The sequence below is a fragment of the Actinomyces stomatis genome (assembly GCF_031292835.1).
Classification (GTDB): domain Bacteria; phylum Actinomycetota; class Actinomycetes; order Actinomycetales; family Actinomycetaceae; genus Actinomyces; species Actinomyces stomatis.
Genome location: NZ_JASPEP010000063.1, coordinates 1 through 505, shown reverse-complemented (window position 1 = coordinate 505; position 505 = coordinate 1). Strand labels below are relative to the sequence as shown.

1 protein-coding gene is annotated in these 505 nt (G+C 77.4%); it reads left to right on the top strand.

Features of this window, described 5'->3' with window-relative positions; translation table 11 throughout:
• A partial coding sequence (locus RIV12_RS13120; protein WP_309324465.1) for a Fic family protein occupies nucleotides 1–473 on the top strand: 473 nt, incomplete at its 5' end.
• Nucleotides 474–505: the final 32 nt, after the last annotated feature.

Here is a 505-nt window from a genome sequence, read left to right as displayed (position 1 = left end):
CCGGCGGTCGGGTGGGGCTGGAGGAGGTCGGCGTGCCGCGCACCGGGCAGGTGCGTGCCCGGGAGGGCGGTCCGGGGGATGCGCCGCAGGGCGAGGAGCTGGCGGTGAGGCTGGCGGGACTGGTTGAGCTCATTGAGGCGCAGCGGGCACCGGCGCTGGTGCGGGCGGCCGTCGTGCACGCCGAGATGCTGGCAGCACGGCCCTTCACCGCCGGGAACGCGGCAGTGGGGCGGCTGCTCGTGCGCCACCTCCTGGTGCGTGACGGGCTCGAGCCGACGGGGACGGCGGTCACCGATCTCTATCCCGGGCGGGTGCCGGCGGCCTACGCCGATGCCGCCAGTGCCTACGCCTCGGGCACCATGGACGGGGTCGTGGCCTGGGTGGTGTGGCAGGCCGAGGCGGTGCTCGCGGGGGTTCAGGAGGCCCAGCGCCTGTGCCGGGCGGTGCAGGCCGGCACCTGGCGGGCCGGGTGAGCGGGCTGGGTGGGCCCTGCGTGGGCCCGGCC